General features: G+C 29.0%; 19 protein-coding genes. All 19 read left to right on the top strand.

The window, feature by feature from the left end; translation table 11 throughout:
• Positions 1-72: 72 nt before the first annotated feature.
• Positions 73-537 (top strand): competence type IV pilus minor pilin ComGF, encoded by a 465-nt coding sequence (locus B5E48_RS14080; protein WP_087304190.1) that lies wholly within the window; start codon positions 73-75, stop codon positions 535-537.
• A complete protein-coding gene (locus tag B5E48_RS04190) occupies positions 515-892 on the top strand; it encodes a hypothetical protein (RefSeq protein ID WP_087244037.1) in 378 nt (125 codons plus the stop codon). The genes B5E48_RS14080 and B5E48_RS04190 overlap by 23 nt, the downstream gene beginning before the upstream one ends.
• Positions 893-1,150: 258 nt before the next feature.
• Positions 1,151-1,711, top strand: coding sequence for an elongation factor P (gene efp, locus B5E48_RS04185; protein ID WP_087244036.1), 561 nt, complete (start codon positions 1,151-1,153; stop codon positions 1,709-1,711).
• A 62-nt stretch (positions 1,712-1,773) separates the two neighbouring features.
• Positions 1,774-2,232 (top strand): SpoIIIAH-like family protein, encoded by a 459-nt coding sequence (locus B5E48_RS04180; protein WP_087244035.1) that lies wholly within the window; start codon positions 1,774-1,776, stop codon positions 2,230-2,232.
• A gap of 56 nt (positions 2,233-2,288) precedes the next feature.
• Positions 2,289-2,636 carry an Asp23/Gls24 family envelope stress response protein gene (locus tag B5E48_RS04175; protein WP_087244034.1) on the top strand — a complete coding sequence of 116 codons (348 nt, stop codon included), beginning with the start codon at positions 2,289-2,291 and terminating at the stop codon, positions 2,634-2,636.
• Between the two features lie 97 nt (positions 2,637-2,733).
• A complete protein-coding gene (nusB, locus tag B5E48_RS04170; RefSeq protein WP_087304188.1) occupies positions 2,734-3,138 on the top strand; it encodes a transcription antitermination factor NusB in 405 nt (134 codons plus the stop codon).
• Entirely contained in the window at positions 3,138-4,391 is a 1,254-nt protein-coding gene (gene xseA / locus B5E48_RS04165) for an exodeoxyribonuclease VII large subunit (RefSeq protein WP_087304187.1), read from the top strand. Before nusB ends, xseA begins: the two co-directional genes overlap by 1 nt.
• A gap of 8 nt (positions 4,392-4,399) precedes the next feature.
• Complete coding sequence (gene xseB / locus B5E48_RS04160) at positions 4,400-4,615, top strand: exodeoxyribonuclease VII small subunit (RefSeq protein ID WP_087244031.1); 216 nt, start codon at positions 4,400-4,402, stop codon at positions 4,613-4,615.
• A 4-nt stretch (positions 4,616-4,619) separates the two neighbouring features.
• Positions 4,620-5,471, top strand: a complete 852-nt coding sequence (locus tag B5E48_RS04155; protein ID WP_087304186.1) for a polyprenyl synthetase family protein — start codon at positions 4,620-4,622, stop codon at positions 5,469-5,471.
• Positions 5,472-7,346 (top strand): 1-deoxy-D-xylulose-5-phosphate synthase, encoded by a 1,875-nt coding sequence (gene dxs / locus B5E48_RS04150; protein WP_087304185.1) that lies wholly within the window; start codon positions 5,472-5,474, stop codon positions 7,344-7,346. It begins immediately after the preceding gene.
• On the top strand, positions 7,327-8,130 hold the full coding sequence (locus B5E48_RS04145) for a TlyA family RNA methyltransferase (protein WP_087304184.1): 804 nt from the start codon (positions 7,327-7,329) through the stop codon (positions 8,128-8,130). The genes dxs and B5E48_RS04145 overlap by 20 nt, the downstream gene beginning before the upstream one ends.
• Positions 8,131-8,139: 9 nt before the next feature.
• Positions 8,140-9,792, top strand: coding sequence for a DNA repair protein RecN (recN, locus tag B5E48_RS04140; protein ID WP_087304183.1), 1,653 nt, complete (start codon positions 8,140-8,142; stop codon positions 9,790-9,792).
• A gap of 61 nt (positions 9,793-9,853) precedes the next feature.
• Positions 9,854-10,846 carry a SpoIVB peptidase S55 domain-containing protein gene (locus B5E48_RS04135; RefSeq protein ID WP_087304182.1) on the top strand — a complete coding sequence of 331 codons (993 nt, stop codon included), beginning with the start codon at positions 9,854-9,856 and terminating at the stop codon, positions 10,844-10,846.
• A gap of 212 nt (positions 10,847-11,058) precedes the next feature.
• Positions 11,059-11,880, top strand: a complete 822-nt coding sequence (gene spo0A, locus B5E48_RS04130; protein WP_087244092.1) for a sporulation transcription factor Spo0A — start codon at positions 11,059-11,061, stop codon at positions 11,878-11,880.
• A 14-nt stretch (positions 11,881-11,894) separates the two neighbouring features.
• A complete protein-coding gene (gene dinB, locus B5E48_RS04125) occupies positions 11,895-13,118 on the top strand; it encodes a DNA polymerase IV (RefSeq protein WP_224762522.1) in 1,224 nt (407 codons plus the stop codon).
• A gap of 38 nt (positions 13,119-13,156) precedes the next feature.
• The gene (locus B5E48_RS04120; RefSeq protein WP_087304181.1) at positions 13,157-13,726 is read left to right on the top strand and encodes a hypothetical protein; all 570 of its coding nucleotides are present in this window, start codon (positions 13,157-13,159) and stop codon (positions 13,724-13,726) included.
• Between the two features lie 58 nt (positions 13,727-13,784).
• Entirely contained in the window at positions 13,785-14,708 is a 924-nt protein-coding gene (locus B5E48_RS04115) for a tyrosine recombinase (RefSeq protein ID WP_087304180.1), read from the top strand.
• Positions 14,695-15,879: a phosphopentomutase gene (locus tag B5E48_RS04110; RefSeq protein WP_087244022.1), complete on the top strand. Its 1,185-nt coding sequence runs from the start codon at positions 14,695-14,697 to the stop codon at positions 15,877-15,879. The genes B5E48_RS04115 and B5E48_RS04110 overlap by 14 nt, the downstream gene beginning before the upstream one ends.
• A gap of 12 nt (positions 15,880-15,891) precedes the next feature.
• The gene (locus B5E48_RS04105; RefSeq protein ID WP_087304179.1) at positions 15,892-16,161 is read left to right on the top strand and encodes a hypothetical protein; all 270 of its coding nucleotides are present in this window, start codon (positions 15,892-15,894) and stop codon (positions 16,159-16,161) included.
• Positions 16,162-16,616 lie beyond the last annotated feature (455 nt).

Below are 16,616 nucleotides of genomic sequence, written 5' to 3'. Positions count from 1 at the left end.
AATATTATACAAAAAGGAAATAAAGATACATCAAGATTATCAATTATTGTTAAAAGAAGAAGGTGATTTTACATATTCACAAGATTACGTCAGTATCATCGAGATGGTTTTACTTTAATTGAAGTATTATTATCTCTTTCAATAACACTGATAATTATTTTCACTCTAACCAGTTTATTTAATCTTATACAATACGCTTATACTCATCATACTGCAAATAATGAAGATATTTATATTGCAGCCAAACAATGCAGTCAATATACCATTGGAACATCGTACATAGAAGTTGGAGAGGTATTTCGCTATTTAGATTTTGATGGAGAAGAGAACTCGCTTATTCTTGATAACAATAGATTAGTAAAAACGCCAGGATTTGAAATATTATTATTTCATGTTGATGATGTTTCTTTTTCTATTGAAAATGATTTGATATATATCCATTTAACAAGAGATCGTCAACGTTACTCTTTTCTATTGACATATGCGTTTACTTCTGAAAAAGAGGAAGGACAAGATGAAATCGTTACTAATGAATAGAAGGGGATCTATTCTTCAAATCGTATTAATTGTTTTTATGCTTTTAACATTAGCATTATCTATAACGAGTTTTTATATTCTTCAATCTGCCAGCCAGCTCCATTCTATTTCTTTGTTATTGAAACAAAAAAATTTAGAAATTTTCTTGGTAAAATATTATAGCGATACTGTTCAAAATGATATTTTACTAAGTGATGATTACAGTTTTAATGGTAATGAAGTGATATCAACCGTAGATGATTTAGGGAATTATTATGAAGTCACAACATTTGTTCAAACAAAACAGATGCAGTATTCTTTTTTAGTGTGGGTAGAAGTGGATACAGGAGCCATTTTAAAATTTGAATATGTATAGGAGGTTCTATTTTATGATTTATTATATTGTTTTTGGTATTTTGATTATTTGTTTTTTATTAACATGTTATTGTAATAAGGCAATGATAGATGAAAAAAAGAAACGCAATCTAAAAGTTATGACCTATATTTTACTTGCAATAGATTTTATCTTTATTCTTTTTTTCTAAAGCAATAGTACAATGCACTTTTTTATTTTACAATATCATTGAAATTTGCTATAATCTAGAAGACATATAGCAAAGGAGAGATATTTTTTATGGCAGTCAACATTAAAGAATTAAAACCAGGAAATGCATATACAGAAAATAATGATCTTTTTTTATGTATTTCTAATGATCAAAATAAACAAGGTAGATTATCAGGAAAATATATGGTAAAAAGAAAAAATATGAGAACAAGTGCTATTACTGAAGTTTCTTATAATCCTACTGCAAAAGTTGATTTAGCAATGATTGAAAAAAGAAAAATGCAATATTTATATGATTCAGGAGATAGCTTTGTTTTCATGGATAATGAAACTTATGAACAAATTGAAATTCCTGCTAGTCGTCTTGAATGGGAAAAGAATTTCTTAAAACCTTCAGACGAAGTAGAAATAACAAGTTATGAAAGTGAAGTTTTAGGAATTCAATTACCAATTAATGTTGCTTTTAAAATTACTGAAACTGAACCAGCTGTAAAAGGTGATACAGCAACTGGAGCAACAAAAAATGCAACTATCGAAACTGGATATCAAATTAAAGTTCCTTTATTTATTAATGAAGGTGAAGTTGTTATTGTTAATACAGTTGATGGTAAATATCAAGGAAGAGCGTAAGCTCTTTTTTTCATAATTAAGTCTGTTTTATCATATAGTATATAGAAAAAAGGAGAATGAATATGAATAAACAGGCTTTTACATTTTTAACTTTATTTAGTCTTATTCTTGTGTTATCAATTTATTACATCATGTTACCACCAACCTCACAAAATGAAGTTGTTCAAAATGATATTTCTACTATTGAACAATTACAGAATCAGCTTGATAAAAAAAGAGAAGATATTATTACTAAAAACAATGAAATTATTGCAAAAGAATCAAGCACTTCTGAATCTATTAATGAAGCACTAGAAACTATAAGTGAAACAAAAAATGTGACTGAAAAAGAAAAATCAATTGTCACACAATTAGGGGAACTTGGTTATCAGGAAAGTTATGTAGAAATTGATAATCAGACTGTCAAAATAACAATTTTGAAAAAGGATGCAACACAAAGTGATGCTTCAAATGTCATTAAAGAAGTTCTTAATTTAGTAGGTGATTCATATCAGGTGGAAGTTAAATTTATTGATGAATAAAACTTGTATTTTTGTAACTTTTTATATACAATAGTAGTAAGAAGAGAGGTAATGTTATGGCACATAATGAATACTATACTTATACACAAGGACGTGTTAATGGAAAGATTTTGATGAATGTTCAAGTGTTTGATGAAATTACAAAGAGAACTGTCAATGAAATGAAAAATGTTTCTTTAGATACATCTAAGGGAATGCAGATTCCCGGTACAAAAAAAGTAGTAAACTGCTCAATAAAAGATAATGAAGTTTATATATGTATCCATGTTCGTATTAAATATGGTGTTAATATTTCATCAATAACAAAAGAAATTCAGGAGAAAATAGCAGTTGCTGTTAAACAAATGACTGATGTTGACGTACAACACATCAATATTGAAGTTGATAATATTGAGTTTGATTAAAGTAAGAAAATGATTTCTTACTTTTCTTTTGTTTATTTTTATATATAATTGTGGTAAAATGTAATATATTTGAAAATTGTGGAGGCAACTTAATTATATGGAAAAAACACATAGAAAAATAGCGAGAGAACAAGCTACGATTTGTATTTACCAAAATTTATTAGTAGGAACTTCTCTTGATGAAATGCGTACTTATATATCAGAAAATGAAAAGTTATCAACAAGCGAAGATTCGTTAAAATTTGCGTTGTGGTTAGTAGAAACAACATTACAGAATAAAGAATCTTATCAAAAATTATTAGAAAAACATTTAAAGAAAGGTTGGACTTTTGAACGTTTAAGCGTTATGGAAAGAGCCATCTTATTAATTGCGGCTTGTGAATTGTTGGAATCCGATCTTCCTAAAACAATTGTGATTAATGAAGCTGTTGTTAATGCTAAGAAGTTCTGTGATGATGAATCTTATAAATTCATTAATGGTATTTTAGGACATATTGCTTAATGGATGCAAAAAAATATATTAGTGTACATACATTAAATAAATATATAAAAGCAAGATTTGATCAGGATGCTTCTTTGCATAATGTCTATATTACTGGTGAAATTTCAAATTATAGACCACATCCTAGTGGTCATCTTTATTTCACTTTAAAAGATGATCATTCAAGAATTTCAGCAGTTATGTTTTCTTCGGCAGCAAAAAAACTTCAATTTCAATTGGAAAATGGAATGAAAGTGTATATACGAGCCCGTGTTTCGGTTTATGAAGTCACTGGTGAATATCAGTTATATGTACAATCAATTGAACAGGATGGCCTAGGAAAGTTATATCTAGCATTTGAAGATTTGAAAAAGAAATTAGCAAAAGAAGGCTTATTTGATGAAAAGTATAAAAAGCCTATACCTCGTTTTCCTAAATCTATCGCTATTTTAGCAGCTAAAAGTGGAGATGCTGTTCATGATTTTATTGAAATTGCACATTCACGTTTCCCTTTTGTAAGATTGATTTTTTTCCCAATTCCAGTCCAAGGGAAAAATGCATATTTAAAAATTATCGAAACTTTACAAAATGTAGATCGCATTGGTTTTGATTTAATTGTGATAACACGTGGTGGTGGTACAATTGAGAATTTGTGGAATTTTAACGAAGAAGCTTTAGCCCGTGTTATTTTTCAATGCCAGACGCCTATTATTAGTGCCGTTGGACATGAATTAGATTTTACAATATGCGATTTTGTCAGTGATTTGCGTTGTCCAACCCCAACAGCAGCAGCTGTAAGCGCTACGCCTGATCAGGAAGAATTAAAAAAACATTTGAATGGATTAACCCAACAATTGGTGCATGATATGAACCACTATCTTCAAAATTGTCAACAAACATTAAATAGATTAAAAAATTCTTATTTTTTAACAACACCAGAAACTCTTTATTCACAAGAGATATTACGTTTAACCCATTTACAAGATCAGTTCTCTTATCAGTTTAAGTTATTAAATATGAAAATTGAACAACAGCTTTTACATCATCAAAAACAGTTAAAGCAAAAAATGGATCAAAATATACAAAAACAAAACTATAAAATTCAACAATTGATTATCCAACTTGATGCTTTAAGCCCTTTAAAAGTTATGCAGAGAGGTTATACTTTAATAAAGAAGGATAATCAACTTATAAAATCTCAAAATGATGTAAAAACAGATGATCTTATTGATATACAATTTTATGATGGTATGAGAAAAGCACAAATAAAGTAGGTGAGAAAATGGAAGCAATGACATATGAAGAAGCTATAAAGCGTTTAGAAGAAATTGTAAGTTTACTTGAAAATAATGAAATTGCATTAGAAGATAGCATAGCTTTATTTCAAGAAGGTATTACTCTTTCCAAATATTGTGATGAAAAACTAAAAAATATTCAAGAAAAAGTTGCACAAATATATGAAGATGGAAAGCTCAAAGAATTTAAGAATGGGGAATAATACAATGGATACAATGAAAGAAGAAATTAATCAACGTTTAGCAGAATTATGTGAACCATTGAAAGATGGAAGAGTCAAGGATGCAATGTTATATTCATTATTGGCACCTGGTAAACGTTTGCGTCCAATTTTATTTTTAACAGTGTTAAGAGCTTATCAATTTGATTACCATCAATATTTAGATGTTGCATGTGCAATTGAAATGATTCATACTTATTCACTTATTCATGATGATTTACCTGGTATGGATAATGATGATTTAAGAAGAGGAAGAAAAACGTGTCATAAAGAATTTGATGAAGCTACAGCTATTTTGGCTGGTGACGCTTTATTAAATTTAGGAGTTAATATCATATTACAAACAACCTCACTTGATGATTCTTTAAAAGTTCAACTAACTAATCTTTTGTATCAGGCAAGTGGAATTAATGGGATGATTTATGGCCAACAGCAAGATCTTTATTTTGAAAATCGAAAAGCTGATTTATCTCAATTAGAAGATATCCATAAACATAAAACAGGAGAGTTAATTTCAGTTAGCATGCAAATGGCTGCCTGTATCGCCAAAAAAAGTGATCTTGATGCGTGGAAACAACTTGGTTTTGACTTGGGTTTAGCATTTCAAATTCAGGATGATATTTTAGATGTTACAGGGACGACTGAAGAGTTAGGAAAAAAGGTTGGAAGTGATTTGGAAAATCATAAATCTACTTATGTAAGCTTGATAGGAGTCGAAGCTTCACAGAAAAAAATCGAAGAATTATTCCAAAAATGTTATGAAAAAATTTATGCAATGCAAATTAATCATGGATTGATTTTAGAATTGTTTATAAAAATTTTGAAAAGGGTGAGTTAAATGAAACTTGAGCAAATCAAGAATCCTCAGTTTTTAAAACAATTAAATATTGAAGAACTAGAAGAACTGGCTGCTCAAATCAGGTCGTTTATTATTCATCATGTATCTGAAACAGGTGGACATTTTTCTAGTAATTTGGGGGTTGTTGAATTAACAATTGCTTTACACTATATTTTTGATTCACCATTAGATAAAATCATTTTTGATGTTGGACATCAATCTTATGTTCATAAAATATTGACAGGACGAGCTGCACAATTTTCAACACTTAGACAATATAATGGTTTGAGTGGTTTTCAAAAGAAAAAAGAAAGTATTCATGATGTATGGGAAGCTGGTCATTCATCAACAGCATTATCAGCAGCTATTGGAATGGCTATTGCTAGAGATTTAAATCACGAACAAGGTGAAATGATATGTGTTGTAGGTGATGCTGCACTTATGAGTGGGGAATCATTTGAGGCGCTTAATTATATTGGATCTGTTGATTCTAAAGTGATTATTATTCTTAATGATAATAATATGTCTATTTCTAGAAATGTTGGTGGCTTAAGTAATTTCTTTTCTGATATTCGTATGTCTACGCAATATAAAAACGCTCGTAATAATTATATTTCTTTTTTGAGTAAATCAAATTTAGGAAAAAAAGTTTATAAAATAACAAAAAAAGTAAAGGATCAAATAAAAAACAATGTTATTAATGATAATATTTTTGGTGAATTTGGTTTAGATTATATAGGACCTATTAACGGTCATGATTTTCATGATCTTTTTAATGCTTTGAGTTTGGCATCTGAAATGGATCATAGTGTTGTTGTTCATGTCCATACTGTAAAAGGAAAAGGATACCCTCTTGCTGAAAATGATTATTATGGAGTTTATCATGGTGTTGCTCCATTTGATTATCGTGAAGGTATTCGTTCAAAAGAAAGTTCTATGATTAGCTGGAGTGAAGTTGTTGCAAGACATATTGAAAAATGGATGTATGAAGACCAGGACATTGTAACAATTACACCAGCAATGATATCAGGAAGCTGTCTGCGTCATATTTTTGATACTTTTCCTGATCGTGCTTTTGATGTAGGCATTGCTGAAGAACATGCTATGACTTTTGCTGCTGGACTTTCAAATGCTCAAAAGAAACCATTTATTACTATTTATTCTTCTTTTTTACAGCGTGCATATGATCAGATCAACCATGATATTGCAAGAATGCAATTACCATGTCTCATAGGCGTGGATCGTAGTGGACTTGTTGGTGCAGATGGTGAAACACATCATGGCGTTTTTGATATGAGTATTCTTTCATCTATTCCAAATCTTGTTATTATGACACCTAAAGATGCTATTGAACTGAAAATGATGATAAATACTGTTTTTCGTCACTTTCAACATCCATATATTCTCAGATTTCCAAAGGGGAATATTGAAGATAAAGATGTTTCTTTAGATAAGGAGATAAGTATAGGAGCATGGGAAAAGATTATCTTTGATTCACAGAATGCTTTAACTATTATGACTTATGATGTAAAAGTTGATCGTGTTGCTTATTGGCTTATGACAGAACAATTACCAGTTAATTTAATTAATGCACGTTTTATTAAACCTATGGATGAAAATATTCTTGATGAACTGTCTCAAACACATCAACATATACTTGTTTATGAAACTGATTTGATGATTGGGTCGTTAGGTGCATCTATTGCTCATTATTATTCAAGAAAGAAAATGCCTATGACTATTGATTATATAGGAATTGATGACCATTACACACCTCAGGGAGATTTAGACACATTATTCAAAATAGAACATATACATTTAGATGATTTAAAACAAAAAGTAAAGGAGATACTTGATGAAGAAGGAAAGAGTTGATATTCTTTGTGTAGAACAGGGATTATTTGATTCTCGCGAAAAGGCAAAGCGAGCTATAATGGCGGGAATCGTTCGTGATGATTATGACTATATTGATAAACCAGGTACTAAAATACCAGTTGATTCACATTTGCATATCAAAGGAGAAAAATTGCCTTACGTATCACGTGGCGGACTAAAGCTTGAAAAAGCTATTCAAATTTTTAATTTAGATTTAAATCATCTATTAATGCTTGATATTGGTTCTTCTACAGGAGGATTTACAGATTGTGCTTTACAACATGGTGCTAGAGAGGTTTATGCATTAGATGTTGGAACAAATCAGTTAGTCTGGAAATTAAGAAATGATTCTCGTGTTCACGTTTTAGAACAAACAAACTTTCGATATGCTACAATGGATTTATTTCAATATGGTCAACCGGATTTTGCGAGTATTGATGTTTCGTTTATTTCGTTAAAACATATATTTCCTGCTTTATCTCAGATTTTAAAAAAGGATTCATATTGTGTGGCTTTAATTAAACCACAATTTGAAGCTGGCAGAGAAGATGTTGGTAAACATGGAATAGTTTCACAACCTGAAATTCATCAAAGAGTCATTCAAGAAGTTATTACATATGCTCGTGAACAAGGATTTTCTTTACAGGGACTGACTTACTCGCCAATTACTGGAGGAGAAGGGAATATTGAGTTTTTAGGATGCTTTATTCATTGTCAGAATGTAGATAAAGATATAGATATTTATAAAGTTGTCGAAGAAGCACACAGCCATTTTAAAGGGTAGGTGAAATACATGTTAAAAAGTTTATATGTTTCATCATTTGTTATTATTGATAAAATGAAAATTGATTTTCAAGAAGGAATGAGCGTTATTACTGGAGAAACAGGAGCTGGAAAATCTATTGTGATTGATGCTATTGGACAATTATGTGGTAACCGCTCTTCTGCTTCATTTGTCAAAAAAGGATGTTCAGAAGCTGTCATTGAAGGTGTTTTTGATGTGACTGTGACACCTCAACTAGAAGTTATATGTCAGCAATTACATATAGAAGCTGATGACGAATTTATTATTACAAAAAATATTCAAAGTAATGGTAAGAGTCAAGTTAAAATCAATTATCAATCATCTACTCATAATGCTTTGAAGTTATTAATGCCTTATTTGATTGATATTCATTCTCAATTTGAAACACAAAAACTTTTTGCTCAAAAAAACCATATCCTTTTATTGGACGAATATGCAAAAGATGAGCTACAAGATCTTTTCTTAGATTATCAAACTCAATTTCAACAATATAAAGATATACAACAACATTTGAATCAAACTATTCAAGAAGATATGTCAGATGAACAGCTTGATTTTTTAAAAAGTCAATTAAAAGAAATTGAAGAAGTCAGTTATACAGATGATGAAATAGATCGTTTTGAAGAAGAATTAAAAATATTACAAAATTATGAGAAAATGAATGAAAGTATTCGAAATTTTGAACAACTTATGAATAATGGTCAAGGTGTTTTACCAAAATTAAAAGAGGCTACTTATGAAATCCAATCATTATCTTCTTATCAAGAGTTTGAGGAACCTGTAGAAAGTATACAAAATCTTTATTATAACTTATTAGATATTACAGAAAATATACTGGATACATATCGTTCTTTTCATTTTGATGAATATCGTTTTAATGAACTTCAAGATATTTTATTTAAAGTCAATAGATTAAAAAGAAAATATGGTTTTACAATGCAAAATATTCAGGAATATCATGATGAATTAATACAAAAAATTCAAACTATTGAAAATAGAGAAGAATATATTTTACAGCTTCAAAATAAGCTTCAGCAACAAGAAAAGAAAACAAAAGATATCGCAATGCAAATGCATCATATACGTAAAAAATATGCTAAAAAATTTGAAGCTGATATTCATCAAGAACTCCAAGACTTATATTTAGATAAAGCTATTTTTAAAGTTCAAATAAAAGAATCTCAAATGCTTCAACCACTAGGATGTACTGATGTACAATTTATGGTTTCTATCAATCAGGGACAAGATTTAAGCCTTTTAAACGAAACAGCAAGTGGGGGAGAAATTTCACGTATAATGTTAGCAATTAAAACAACAATTTTAGAATATAACAGTATTGATACTATTATTTTTGATGAAATTGACACTGGTGTCAGTGGAAAAGTTGCGACGAAAATTGGTGAAAAAATGAAAAAAACAGCTTTAAAAAAACAGGTTATTTGTATTACTCATTTACCTCAAGTTGCAGCTTTGGCAGATTATCATTATTGTATTGAAAAAAAATCAACTGATGATGAAACTATCACTTCTATTCATCTTCTAGATTCTAACCAAAAAATTATAGAAATTGCAAAAATGTTATCTGGTGAAACTATGACTCAAGAAGCTATAGCAAATGCTAAAAAATTATTAGATGCATAAAATAAAGCATATATGCCAAAATAAAATGTAATCAATTTGATTACAAGGAGGTGTATATGCTTTGCTTTTTAAAAAGTTGAGTATATCACTCATCACTGTCGTTTCATTAGTATTCCCATCCTTTCAAGTCTTTGCAGCAGATGTTATTCTAGGTGGTCAATCAATAGGGATCGAGCTTGATTATGAAGGTGTTATGATTACTGGAACTTATGATATTTCTATTGACAATCGTCCTTATAATCCAGCAAGTGATGGCTATCAGTCTGGTGATTTAATTACGCAAGTGAATCAGCAGAATGTAGAATCTATTTCAGAGTTAATGGAATCTGTTAAAAACAGTGTAGAAAAGAATCAAAAAATTATGTTAACCTTAAAACGTCAGAATAAGACCATAAAAAAAGAATTGAAATTTCAAAAAAAAGATGATCAATTTACGACTGGACTTTATGTTCAGGATGGTTTAACTGGCATAGGGACGATGACGTATTATAACCCTGAAACACATCACTTTGGAGCATTAGGACATATGATGTATGATACTTCATTATCAAGTGATACAACGATTAAAAATGGAACAGTTTATAATTCGTATGTTAAAAAAATAAACCCTTCTCAAAATGGAAATCCAGGAGAAAAAATTGCTGAAATCGGTTCTATTGAAATAGGAAGATTGTATGAAAATAATAATTATGGTATTTATGGTCAATATACAAATCTTTCTGATCAACTTCAAACAATTTCAACAGCTTCTATGGCTGAGATTGAATTGGGAGAAGCTTATTTTTTAACTGTTCTCAATGGTCACGAAGTCAGTCGTTGTTCAATTCGCATCACTGATTTAAAGAAACAAAACGAACCTGATGTAAAGGGTATAACTTTCGAAATAACAGATGAAGAAGTTCTGTCATTAACAAATGGTATTGTTCAAGGAATGAGTGGTTCACCTATCATTCAAAACAATAAACTCATTGGATGTGTAACACATGTTGACATAAACAATGTTCATCAAGGTTATGGATTATATATTGATTGGATGCTTAAAAACGACAAATAGAAAGAGAATCCTGCTAGATTCTCTTTTTCTTATTTCAACACGATTAGACTTTTTAACAAACTTTATGTCGAAAAAAGCAGTGAAAATTTTGACGAATAGATATAAATTCATTTTTTCACATTTATTTTTTGTATAAAGACTAGGAATATGAATTTGACACATATATAATAAATTTGCTGATGAGAAGAAATCGAAAGGGAAAATTGGAAATTATGAAAACATTTATTGCTATCGAACAACCAGAGTTATTGGAAAATATAAAATATAATTTAGAAAAAACAAATAAAATGACTGTTGTTGGAACGGCACAAAATGGTATTGATTGTTTAAATTTCTTTAATCAAAGAACTTGTGATTTATTAATTATTGATCTGATGTTATCTGAAATTGATGGCATTGGCGTTTTGAAAAAACTAAAAGAAATGAATAAACAATCTTTTCAAAAAGTTATCTGTATTACCCAATTTACAAATCAGACAATTTGCAATATGTTAGAAGAACTTGGTGTCACTTATTGCTTTAAATATCCTTTTGATATTCAACACTTTATTCAATCAACACTTTATATTACTGCTTCTGAATTCCAAAAAACAGATTTAATGGATCAGGATGAATCTGAAAAATATAAAAAAGTGAAGATTGAAAATGAAATCACAGAAATTTTACATGAAGTTGGAATACCTGCTCATATTAAAGGTTATATGTACTTAAGAACAGCTATTTTAACAACATATTATAATATTGAAATTCTTGGTCAGGTTACAAAAGTTTTATATCCAGATATAGCAAGAATGTATAATACAACTTCATCTCGTGTAGAAAGAGCTATTAGACATGCTATTGAAGTCGCATGGAATAGGGGAAATACAGATGCTATTGATGATATATTTGGTTACACTGTTTCGGCTGTTAAAGCGAAACCAACAAATTCAGAATTTATTGCAATGATTGCTGATAAATTAAGATTAGCACATAAAACTGATCATGTAAAAAAAGAAAGTCTTTATAATTATAAAAACTATATGTTAAAATAGTTATGAAAGTTGAGGTGATTTCTTTGCAAATTATTTTTCATATTGATTTGAATGCATTTTTTGCAAGTGCTGAAATCTCTCAAAATCCTGATTTAGAAGGAAAACCTATTGTTGTCTGTCGTGAGTCACGTCGCAGCATTATTACAACTGCCTCTTACGAAGCAAGAAAATATGGAATTCATTCAGCAATGCCTTTATTTCAAGCAAAAGAACTATGTCCTCAATTGATTACTGTTCCACCTCATTTTCAACTATATAAAACTCTATCTCAACAATTTTTTGAGCTTATCTCATCTTTTTCAAAAAAACTTGAAGTTGCAAGTATTGATGAGTGCTATGTTGATATGACAGAATATATTCAACATCAGCATATCCATCCATATCAGGCCGCTAAAGACATTCAAAATCATGTTTTTAAAACTTTAAAATTACAATGTTCTATTGGTGTTGCGCCTAATAAATTTCTTGCTAAAATGGCTAGTGATATGAAAAAACCAATGGGGATAACCATGATTACAAATCGTAATTTTAAAGAAAAACTCTGGCATTTACCTGTAGGGGATATGCATGGAATTGGGAAAAAGACTGTTCCAAAATTACAGCAAATGGGAATTTATACTATTGGTGATTTGGCAAAATATGAAAACTATGAAAAAATAAGAACTATTTTTCAAAAGAATACATTTATTGTTTATCAAAGAGCTAATGGCAAAGATTTCTCTAAAATCAATTATGAGAAGAATGAGTTAAAATCAGTTGGAAATTCAACGACTTTTGAAAATGATAGTCATGATGAAGAATTCATTAAATCTGTTTTTCATTCTTTATCACAGGAAGTTTCAAATCGTGCCAAAAAAAGAGATCTTGTATCTAATTCTATTTCTATTACACTTAAATATACACGAGAAAAATCAAAAACAAAACAAACTATTATTGATCAATATACAAATGATTTTGATATCATTTATGCGACAGCTTTATTATTGTTTGAAAGTATTTATAATGGTGAAAATTTACGTCTTGTTGGTGTCAGTTTAAATAATGTTGTTCATGTTCAAGATTTAAATATACAGTTATCTTTATTTGGTAAACAAGGGAATCATCTATCTCATCATTCTCAAACTGATCAGTTTATTCATCAATTTAATGAACATTTTCCTGATATGAAAGTTATGAAAGCATCCTCACTTATTGAAGATGATGAAATTCAAAAAAAGTATCTCAAAAATAATGAATAATTTAAAAGAACGCTCATATGCTTTACAGAGGTGATAACATGAGTGTTTTTTTACAGCGTTTTATTCAAAATAAAAAATATATACTTATTGCAATTGGGGTTACTGGATTAATGGGCTTTTTATTTGGATTTTATCAGTATACGCATACACAGGAACCTATACAAAAGTTTTTCCATTATTTATTTTATTTAAATATTGAAAGTTATACAAATCATTACCAATTATATATTATTCAAAGTGGATTATTGATTTTTATTTGTACATATTTAAGTACGAGTTATGTAGGACAATTAGGTTTGTTATTTATAACTTTTTTAAAAGGATTACAAATATCATTTTCTCTACAATATGTTTTATCTGTTGTTCAAATGAATGTAATTATGGTTATTTTAATGTTATGTGAAATTCTTTTTGAAATCATCATAGTTTCAATTATTGTTTATATTGGCCTATATATATCTAGTTATGTGACATTAGTTAATTTTTATATCGAACAGAATTTTAATATCAAAAGTATTTTAAATTATCGACTTAATTTTATTATTGCCTCATTGATTGTACTCACATGTTCATTAGCTTTTCGATTATATATTGTTCCTTTATTTTAGAAGTGACTTTAGTAGTTTTTTTTGATAAAAATTGTTATAATAGCAATGGTGATGTATTTTGAAATGTAAAGATGCTATGTTGGAATATCGAGAGTATATGATTGTTGAAAAAAATTATAGTCAGCATACTGTTCATGCATACCAAAGAGATATTAAACATTTTTTGGATTATGTTTTTAAGATATATGAAATTCAATATATCGAGGATGTAAACAAGGATCATGTATATTCATACTTAAAAACAATGCGTCAAAAATTAAGTGATGCAACTATTGATCGTCATATGATATCTTTAAGACAGTTTTATCAATTTCTCATTAAAGAAAAAATTGTTTCTCAAAATATAATGAGTTCTTTTGAAATGCCAAAGCGTAAAAAATATCTGCCACAGGTTTTAAGTGAAGAAGAAATGTTTCAATTATTAAATTCTATTGTTGTAAAAGATGCCAATTCATCACGAAATCGTTGTATGGTAGAAGTTTTATATGGATGTGGTTTGCGTGTGAGTGAAATGTGTTCATTAACTTTGCAAAGTGTGAATATTCAAAAAGGATTTGTTAGATGTGTTGGAAAAGGAAATAAAGAAAGAATTATTCCAATGAATAAAAGTTGTGGACTTCTACTCAAAGAATATATTGAAAAGTACCGTGATGAACTTTGCAAAAAAGGAACAACACCTTATCTTTTTTTAACTCAAAATGGAAAAGTAATGACGAGAGATGATTTTTATCATATTCTTGAACATTTAGTGAAAAATAGTGGTTTAATGAAACACATAAGTCCTCATACTTTACGTCATACTTTTGCGACACATTTATTAGAACATGATGCTGATTTACGTTCAATTCAGGAAATGCTAGGGCATAGTGATATTTCAACAACAACTATCTATACACATGTATCACAAAATAAAGCAATTGAGGATTATCGTCAATTACATCCTAGAATGCAAGAAAGGAACAAGAAAAATGGAAAAATATAAACGTGTATTTTTAATAGTGTTAGATTCATTAGGTATAGGAGATGCACATGATGCTGCACAATTTGATGATGTTGGCGCAAATACTTTAGGTCATATCTGCGAAAAAGTAGGGGGACTAGATGTTCCTTGTTTAGAAGGAATGGGCTTAGGAAATATTGGTCAATTTCAAGGTATTCATGCTTTAAAAAATCAATTAGCTTATACTGCGAGACTTGAAGAAGTTTCCAATGGTAAAGATACAATGACTGGACATTGGGAAATGATGGGATTACATATTACCAAACCTTTTAAAACATTCACTGAAACAGGATTTCCAAAAGAATTCATTGATCTATTTGAAGAAAAAACAGGTCGTAAATGTGTTGGAAATTATGCTGAAAGTGGCACAAAAATACTTGATGACTGGGGTGAACATCAGATAAAAACTGGTGATTGGATTGTTTATACATCAGCAGATTCAGTATTTCAAATTGCTGCTAATGAAGAAATTATACCTCTTGAAGAATTATATAAAGCGTGTGAAATTGCTAGAGAAATTGCAATGGATGACAGATGGAAAGTCGGACGCATCATTGCCAGACCATTTGTTGGTAAAAAGAAAGGTGAATTCGTAAGAACAGCTAATCGTCATGATTTAGCGTTAAAACCATTTGGTAAAACTGTTTTAGATAGTCTTAAAGAAAATCAAATTGAAGTCATTGGAATTGGTAAAATACCAGATATATTTGTTGATCAAGGTATTACACGTAAAGTTAAAACTGTTTCTAATCATGATGGTATGGAAAAAACAATAGAAATTGCGAAAGAAGATTTTCGTGGATTAGCTTTCTTAAATTTAGTAGATTTTGATGCTGTTTATGGACATCGAAGAAATCCTGAAGGATATGGACAAGCCATTGTTGAATTTGATCATCAGTTAGAAGAATTATTATATTGTTTAAATAGTGATGATTTGTTAATGATTACTGCTGATCATGGAAATGATCCAACATACAAAGGAACAGATCATACACGCGAAAATGTTCCACTTATCATTTATAGCAAGTCTTTACAAATGCCTAAACATTTAGGACTGTTAAAAAGCTATGCAGTCATTGGAGCAACCATTGCAGATAATTTTGATGTTGAAAACCCTGGTATAGGATCATCTATATTAAATCAAATCATCTAGGAGAAATTTATTATGAATTCACAGGACACTAGACATGGCATTATGATAACTTTAGGAGGTACTCTTATTGGTGCTTTGTTATATATTTTTGCTTTGTCTTTAGATAATCATTTTGTCATTATAACAAATTATATCATCGCAATGATATTGTATACTTGTTCTTCTTTAGCTGCATTTCAACAGTATAAAAAAATGTCTTCTCATCTCATGATATATATTCTTATATTGATTATCATAGTTTTGGCTATAAGTACATATTCTTTTGTTTCAATATTCTTATAAAATTCACATAATATATATTATACGAAGTTGTATATACTTTTAAAAAGTCTTATTACTGATTTATAAGACTTTTTATTATGTTTAAATATGACTCCCCTGCATCCCTGCATATTTATGAGCAAATTCCCATTTATCTTTATTTATATTGACATAGATATTCTATATCTAAATAATACATTGATTTTTTGGATTTTTCTTCATAAAATTTTTACAAAATCAATCATAATAAATGGAATTATTAAATCCGTTTACAATTTATTTTATATCTATTATAACACGATATATTTGTTTTCCATTGTTTTTGTTTTATTGATAATTGAAAATCAGTATTTTTTTATAAAAATCTAACCCTAGATAAATGTTGGTAACTATATTTAAAATATATTGATTATATGGTCTTAAATGAAAATTCATTTGTAAAGTCACTATATCTTAGCTCACACATGGAGTTCATG

Source organism: Massilimicrobiota sp. An105 (genome assembly GCF_002161155.1).
In the GTDB taxonomy this organism is placed as follows: Bacteria; Bacillota_I; Bacilli_A; order Erysipelotrichales; family Coprobacillaceae; genus Allocoprobacillus; species Allocoprobacillus merdigallinarum.
This window is presented reverse-complemented; position numbering and strand designations above follow the sequence as displayed.

Excerpts from the sequence above, each read along its gene's own strand:
- spo0A (WP_087244092.1), top strand. The coding sequence starts at position 11,059 with ATGAAAACATTTATTGCTATCGAACAACCAGAGTTATTGGAAAATATA.
- nusB (WP_087304188.1), top strand. The coding sequence starts at position 2,734 with ATGGAAAAAACACATAGAAAAATAGCGAGAGAACAAGCTACGATTTGT.
- B5E48_RS04180 (WP_087244035.1), top strand. The coding sequence starts at position 1,774 with ATGAATAAACAGGCTTTTACATTTTTAACTTTATTTAGTCTTATTCTT.
- B5E48_RS04190 (WP_087244037.1), top strand. The coding sequence starts at position 515 with ATGAAATCGTTACTAATGAATAGAAGGGGATCTATTCTTCAAATCGTA.
- B5E48_RS04175 (WP_087244034.1), top strand. The coding sequence starts at position 2,289 with ATGGCACATAATGAATACTATACTTATACACAAGGACGTGTTAATGGA.
- dxs (WP_087304185.1), top strand. The coding sequence starts at position 5,472 with ATGAAACTTGAGCAAATCAAGAATCCTCAGTTTTTAAAACAATTAAAT.
- recN (WP_087304183.1), top strand. The coding sequence starts at position 8,140 with ATGTTAAAAAGTTTATATGTTTCATCATTTGTTATTATTGATAAAATG.
- B5E48_RS04110 (WP_087244022.1), top strand. The coding sequence starts at position 14,695 with ATGGAAAAATATAAACGTGTATTTTTAATAGTGTTAGATTCATTAGGT.
- xseB (WP_087244031.1), top strand. The coding sequence starts at position 4,400 with ATGGAAGCAATGACATATGAAGAAGCTATAAAGCGTTTAGAAGAAATT.
- B5E48_RS04105 (WP_087304179.1), top strand. The coding sequence starts at position 15,892 with ATGAATTCACAGGACACTAGACATGGCATTATGATAACTTTAGGAGGT.
- B5E48_RS04155 (WP_087304186.1), top strand. The coding sequence starts at position 4,620 with ATGGATACAATGAAAGAAGAAATTAATCAACGTTTAGCAGAATTATGT.
- B5E48_RS04145 (WP_087304184.1), top strand. The coding sequence starts at position 7,327 with ATGAAGAAGGAAAGAGTTGATATTCTTTGTGTAGAACAGGGATTATTT.
- xseA (WP_087304187.1), top strand. The coding sequence starts at position 3,138 with ATGGATGCAAAAAAATATATTAGTGTACATACATTAAATAAATATATA.
- B5E48_RS04120 (WP_087304181.1), top strand. The coding sequence starts at position 13,157 with ATGAGTGTTTTTTTACAGCGTTTTATTCAAAATAAAAAATATATACTT.
- efp (WP_087244036.1), top strand. The coding sequence starts at position 1,151 with ATGGCAGTCAACATTAAAGAATTAAAACCAGGAAATGCATATACAGAA.